The organism is Sphingomonas sp., assembly GCF_048594985.1.
Lineage (GTDB): Bacteria > Pseudomonadota > Alphaproteobacteria > Sphingomonadales > Sphingomonadaceae > Sphingomonas_I.
Genome location: NZ_JBMDXG010000141.1, coordinates 1 through 6038, shown reverse-complemented (window position 1 = coordinate 6038; position 6038 = coordinate 1). Strand labels below are relative to the sequence as shown.

General features: G+C 65.0%; 5 protein-coding genes. All 5 read right to left on the bottom strand.

What is annotated here, in order from left to right; translation table 11 throughout:
- The coding region (locus ACOJSF_RS05510; protein ID WP_420141222.1) for a DUF6791 domain-containing protein at nucleotides 1-207 on the bottom strand (207 nt) is incomplete at its 3' end.
- A complete protein-coding gene (locus ACOJSF_RS05505; RefSeq protein ID WP_420141221.1) occupies nucleotides 182-931 on the bottom strand; it encodes a multiubiquitin domain-containing protein in 750 nt (249 codons plus the stop codon). The genes ACOJSF_RS05505 and ACOJSF_RS05510, both read right to left, overlap by 26 nt.
- 80 nt (nucleotides 932-1011) lie before the next feature.
- Entirely contained in the window at nucleotides 1012-4413 is a 3402-nt protein-coding gene (locus ACOJSF_RS05500) for a UvrD-helicase domain-containing protein (protein WP_420141220.1), read from the bottom strand.
- A 3-nt stretch (nucleotides 4414-4416) separates the two neighbouring features.
- Nucleotides 4417-5004, bottom strand: coding sequence for a hypothetical protein (locus tag ACOJSF_RS05495; RefSeq protein WP_420141219.1), 588 nt, complete (start codon nucleotides 5002-5004; stop codon nucleotides 4417-4419).
- On the bottom strand, nucleotides 5001-5780 hold the full coding sequence (locus ACOJSF_RS05490; RefSeq protein ID WP_420141218.1) for a DNA-binding response regulator: 780 nt from the start codon (nucleotides 5778-5780) through the stop codon (nucleotides 5001-5003). The genes ACOJSF_RS05495 and ACOJSF_RS05490 overlap by 4 nt, the downstream gene beginning before the upstream one ends.
- Nucleotides 5781-6038 lie beyond the last annotated feature (258 nt).

The following is a 6038-nucleotide window of genomic DNA, read 5'->3' as shown; positions in this document are numbered from 1 at the left end:
GAAGTGCATGACGTGGGTGTCAGGCGGGCGAGTCTGGTCGCCCGCGAGCGCCAGGCTCGAGATCAGGGTGCCTCGGCGGACCTTGCGGTCTGCGTCGACATAGGGGATCTCGCGCATCACAAGGAATCCGCCCACCACGTGAACGAAGTAGCCTTCATCGCGGAGCTTCGCGAGGTCGGCGTTAAGACTGAACAGTGCGCGTGACATTGAAGATGGTTCCCTGCTTGATGGTGACGACGCCGTGGGCGCCCAACTCGCCCGCGTGCGGGACCGAGGCCGCTTTGCGATAGGTCATCGAGAAGACGACGTTCGGCGCGTGCGGGCCGGGGAACGCCAGCTCGACAATCTGCTCGAAGGTCACCGTCGGGCCAGGCACGAGGCGCGGGCGTGTGTTGACGACGATTTCGATATCAATCTCGACCGGCGGGCGTGGGGCGGTGAAGAAGCGCTCGACGCCCGGCATGCCGAGGTCGATGAGCATAGTCGGCTCGACGAGCACGTCGGTGCCGCCGCGCACCTCGAGGAATACCACTTCGTTGGGGCCGGGCATCGCAAGCGCCGCCAGTACCTGTCCGCTGATCGCGGGCTTCCCCCAGCGCTCCTCACGCGAGTTCACCTCGAACTTGAAGTCGCGGTCGGTGAGGAAGGCGACGAAGCGCTCGGCGCCGGCGCCGCGCAGATCGAACGGCTCATCGAGCCGGACGTCCTCGAAGTCGCCGTTCTCGACGATCGCGAACAGGCTGTAGCCGCGCTCCGGTTCGAGGCCGGCGGCCTCCAGAATCTGGCGACCAAGAGGAATGGGATCGGCGACCGCGAGCGGGCGGAAGTCGATGCTCTCCAGCGCGAACAGAATGCGGTACTCGTTGGCCGGACGCAGCGCGCGGCCCTCGCGGATCGCTTCGCCGAGGTCGTCGAATGCTAAGGTTTCCATGGATAATTCCTTCTCGCTAGGCCGGCTTGTTCCCGGCTACGGAAGGACAATCGGTGCGTCAGCGGCTGACCGGAAAGGCGTCAGTACTTCTTTCGCAGGGTGCCGGCGGGGACAGGACCACAGACGAAGAATGCCGGGCAGCGCGGGCAGACGCGCTGAGTGGGATCAGTCGGGAAGTCGCCGGCGCGCACCCGTTGGATCGCGGCGTTAAGCGCCTCGCGGCGGCGGTCAAGCACCGTTTTCGACATGCCGAGCATCGAGATGCTGCCGCTCGTCAGATGCACCACCTCGGCTGTCGCGCCCGGCGCGTTGGCGTCAATCGCGAGCAACGCCGCCGCGACTGAGAGGTCTTCCGCGTCCGACTTGCGGAATATACCCGTCCGAACCCGGCGGTAGATGAGCTTGCCCCGATCGTCGACGAGCATGTCGTCGGCTCCGTAGTGGACCTCGTCGCCGCCGAAGCGGAGGACCAGCGCCTTGGGGGGCCGTGGTGTGTGTGATCCACGCGTGCGGATGAAGGTGGTGACGAGCGCGATTGCTGCTGCGCGGAGCTCAGCGAAGCTTCCGAGCCCGTCGAGGCCGTGTTCGTCGCACGCCAGACTGACGGCTGCGGCAAGACGGATATCGTTCGAGACGTCGAGCCCGTCGAACACGATCGCTCTAACGACAGAGCGCGCCGCCTCATGCATGCGCATGTAGTCAGTCTCGGTCCGGCGGCCGCCGATGCCGAGCACATGGGTGTAGAAGAAGCGCCGTCGGCACTTCTCCTTGTCGAGCATGGCGATCTGCGAATCGCGCAGCCGAACAGGTCCGTCGATCTCGACGGGGATAGGCTCGGCCTCGGGGGCTGGCGGGAGCGTGTGAGCGAGGGCGGGTGTGCTTCTGACTACGCCGGGGCCGAGGCGCGGCAGGAAGTCGGACAGCGGCCGGGTCCTTTCGCCTGACTGTGTCGCAGCATAGAGCACGAGGCGGTCGCGCGCGCGGGATGTCGCGACGTAAAACAGGCACTCGCGCTCTTCCATGTCGCCGGCGCGTAGCGCGTCCTTAACGTCGCCCGTTATGCCAGCGATGACGCCATCCGGCGCCAGGCACTGGGGCACCTTGGGGGTGCCTGGAAGGGTGTCCTGGTTGAGGCCGGGAAGGTGGACGCAGCTGAATTCGAGGCCCTTGGCGCCGTGGATCGTCATAAGGCGCACGGCGTCGATACCCTGCGCGGCCTGCGGCAGTTGCCGGAGGTCGCGGTCGTCGCCGATCGCGACCAACCTGCGGATTCGATCCAGAAGTCGCGGGACGGCACGGCCTTGCTCGCGCGGCTGAACCCGAAGGAAATTCATCAACTGCCAGATCGCGATTCCTTGGCTTCGCTCGGCGACCGAGCTTGCCTCCCCGATCCGCGCTGCGAAGCGCGTGCGGTCTACAACAATCGCAGCGAGGGTCCGCCATGGGGGCGATTCGCCGTCGAAGCCCGCGAGGACAGCTGCGAGCTGGTCGAGCGCGAGATGTCCTTCTGGCGATATCGGCAGGGTTCCGCGCCTCGCTAACCATTCGAGCGGCTCGTGCTCTTCGTCCCGCAACGACTCCAATACTATACCCACGTCGCCGAGCGCCATCTCGAGACCCGGCATGCAGGCAGTTCGGATCAGCCCCATCGCGCGGCGGTCAGCGAGCAGCGAGAGGATGGAGAGCAGATCCTTGACTTCGCCTCGCTCGAACAGGCTGCCGAGGAAGAGCACGGGGATGCCCATGCGTTCAAGATCGCGCGCAATCTCGCCCAGCCGCTCGTTGCCGGTGCACAACACAGCCTGGTCGCGGTAGGCGATACCCGAGCGGAACAACTCGTCGATACTGTCGGCAATCGCGACGGGCTGTTCCTCTTTGCTCGCGCGCAGCCGGAGCTCGATAGGCGCGCCGCGAGGTCCGCGCTCAGCCCGGAGCGCGGCATCTTGGCCGCCCGCTGTCATCTGCACGGCGAAAGTAGAATAGGCGCTCACGATCTCCTCGACGGAGCGATAGTTCACCTCCAGCCTGCCCGACGTCGCGCCCCGGAAATCCGACGAGGCGAACCTGGACATACTGATCGGGGATGCACCCCGGAAGCGGTAGATTGACTGCCGCGCATCGCCGACCACCCACAAGTTGTCGCCCGTCGGCCGTAGCGCTTTCAGAAGTCGAACGCTGGCGCGGTTCACGTCTTGGTATTCGTCGACGAGAATGTGGTCGTAAAGCTGGCCGAGTTGGGCGGCGATTTCGTGCCGCTTCTCGAGGAGCTCGACGGGGAGCGAGACGAGGTCGCCGAAGTCGATCGCCCGACGGTCCTGCTTCAGTCTTTCGTAGACGGAGTATATCCGCGCGACCTCGGCCGCTTTCAGCGCGTTCGTGTGTTGCGGCTCCTCACTGCCTGCGGCGATCCGCATCTCCTCAGCGCGCAGAGCGTATTCGTCAGGGCCGACAACCTCGTCCTTCGCCCGAGATATGGCGGCCAGGATGTCGCCGATGAGGCGCGTGGGGTCATAGAGGTCCTGGTAGTGCTCAAGCGCGAGCCTGGGGAACTCCGCTTCCAGCAGTTCGACCGCCTCGACACGGTCCATCAGCCTGGGGTCGCTCGGCAGCGAGAACTCCGGGCCGAGCCGGCGGATGAGGTCGAGGCCAAAGGCGTGGAACGTTCCGATCCACATCGCAGCGGCCTCTTCGGGACGTTTGTCGGCGATCCGCTCCGCCATCTCGCCCGCCGCTTTGTTCGAGTAGGTGAGAACGAGGAGCCGGCGCGGGTCCACGCCCTCGTCGATGAGCTGAACGACCCTGGCGGTAAGCGTCTGTGTTTTCCCGGTTCCAGGGCCGGCCTCTAGGATGTAGGGGCCGCCCCGATGCGCCGCGGCGGCGGCTTGAGCGGCGTTGAGCGGCTTATCCACTCGCACCCGATCGTCAGGCTCGATCACGGGAAGCAGGAGCGCATCGAACAATTGCTGCGCGACGGCGTCGAAGGGGGCGTTCATCCGGTCCGCAATCTGCGACCCAGTCAGGCCTTCTTCGATATGCAGGCGCCGCACCAGCGCCCGCGGGATGAGGAGTTCGCGGCCGAACAGGTCCATCTGAACCTCGCGCCGCTGGCGCCGGCCGTAGTCCACGACGCGGTCGATGCCGGTGGGCGACGGCTCAGACGCGCGGACTGGATCGGCCTCGAACACGGTTGGCGACGCGGTTGCGTCGCCGAGCTCGTGATGGCCGATCTCGTGAGCGACGAGAAATGCCTGCTCGAACGGTGACCCAACGTTCTCGTGGACGATAAGGTCGTCCTCCGGCACGAGCGTCGCGCGTCCGTTGTCGAGGACCGCGGCGCCCGGATTTGCTGGGTTAACCTCGAGGCCCCGGTGCTTGGCGACGGCGACGACGAAGGCGTAGGGATCTGTCGGATCAAGCCCGCGCGCCACGGCAGCGGCATGCAGCTCCGCGGCGCGTCGGCGTCCGAGCTCAATCGCGTCCATGAGTCAGTCGCCTTCGGCAAGGAGGCGCTTACGGTCGGCCTCCGGGACGCCCGCCTCGATCAGCACCTGCTCAAAGGAGACCTGTGCCGCTGTGCTCGGTTTCCCGTCTGCCTTAAAGCGTCTGCCAGATGCGAGCGTCGGGGCCTGCCGCATCGCCGCGAACACGTACGGCTCTGGGATCTCCAGCGCCTCGCCCAACGCTGTGAGTATCGGACGCGGCGTCCTCGATGGATCGACTTTTCGCTCCCGCAGGCAAGTGACGACTTGGCGAGGGACGCCCAGCGCCCCCGCCAGCGCCTTGCCCCGTTCACCCGCCAGCGCGTCGAGTGGGTTAGGGCCTCCCTTAAGCTCGAGCCCGGCCGCCTTATGGACGATCCAGGCGGCATCGATGCGCGATTGGTCGATGGCGGAGAGGGGAGCGTCATCGTCGAGCTCTGGTGTTGCCATCAGCCTCGAGAGATCAATGAGCTGGAGCGCGAACTCCGGGTGCGCCTCGACATAGCGCGCGAGGACGTCACCATTATGAGCCTCCTCCATCTGGAAGAGGTCCAGCACATCCTCTAGGGCGAGGGGCGTAGCGTTGGTGGTCATTGGTCGTCCCCAGGATTAAATAGGGCCACGAGCGTATTCAGCGCGCGCTCACGATAGTTGCGAACCGACCGGTCCGAGCAGCCGAGTGCCTTGGCGATCGTCATAACCGTAGGGTCGTTCGAATGGATCGGCCATCCGAGCATCAGCAGATGCATGGTCCTGCTTTGTTCCGGCGGCAGGTTGTCAATCGCCAGATACACGCGATCCCGGAAACGCGGATCGGAAATAATGTTCGCCTCAAACGGATATTCCGCCCCTGCAGCGCCGGCCTCACCTTCTGAGACGTCGGTATCGGCGTCCAAGGGATCGCTACGCTCTTCCTCGCGCCATGCACGCCCCTGTGCGTCGAGGCGTAGCCGCTTGATGGCCAGATCGAACCTGACCTCAAAGAAGTCGAGCCTCTCGTCAGGTTCATTGCGGTCCTTCGCCAGGAGCTCGACGAACCGGTCGGAGACGGCATTGCGGATCTTTTCCTTGAGCAGGGAGGCGGTGTTCCCTGAAGCTTCCGCGCGCGGAAGCGCACGAAGGACACGCTCAAGGAAGATTCTGTAGAGCTTCTCGAACCACGCGTCCGAATTATCCCTTCGGCTTGCCCTGACGAAATAGAGGAGGCATTCCGTCGGAACGTAGAGCGGATCCTTGCGGTCGCGGATAGCGGCCCGCTCAAGAAGCTCGTCACGCGGCAGGTCTGCCAGCGCCTGCAGGAGCGCCTCGATATTGTCGGGACGCAGGTAGGGCGTGCCGTCCTTCCTGCGCTTCGTGAGCGGAATGATCAACCTTCTCCTCCCTATTCGGAGCGCGAACATAGGTGCTTCCGAGGGGAAATCGCCACGGAAAATGCAACCGGAACGAAGCGGTTAATTATTCAAAGTCCGATCGCTTCGGCCCAAAGGCTGCTTCCGATTTAGCAGATCGCCTGCTTCTGCGATGGGGGGGGCGGGACCGGACTAGTTAGACTTTACCTTGTCGCCTCGAATTCTAGCGGCGGCTTTCCGACGAGCGCTTCCTACAAGCGGACCGTCCGGAGACGGCCC

Excerpts from the sequence above, each read along its gene's own strand:
- ACOJSF_RS05505 (WP_420141221.1), bottom strand. The coding sequence starts at position 931 with ATGGAAACCTTAGCATTCGACGACCTCGGCGAAGCGATCCGCGAGGGC.
- ACOJSF_RS05500 (WP_420141220.1), bottom strand. The coding sequence starts at position 4,413 with ATGGACGCGATTGAGCTCGGACGCCGACGCGCCGCGGAGCTGCATGCC.
- ACOJSF_RS05495 (WP_420141219.1), bottom strand. The coding sequence starts at position 5,004 with ATGACCACCAACGCTACGCCCCTCGCCCTAGAGGATGTGCTGGACCTC.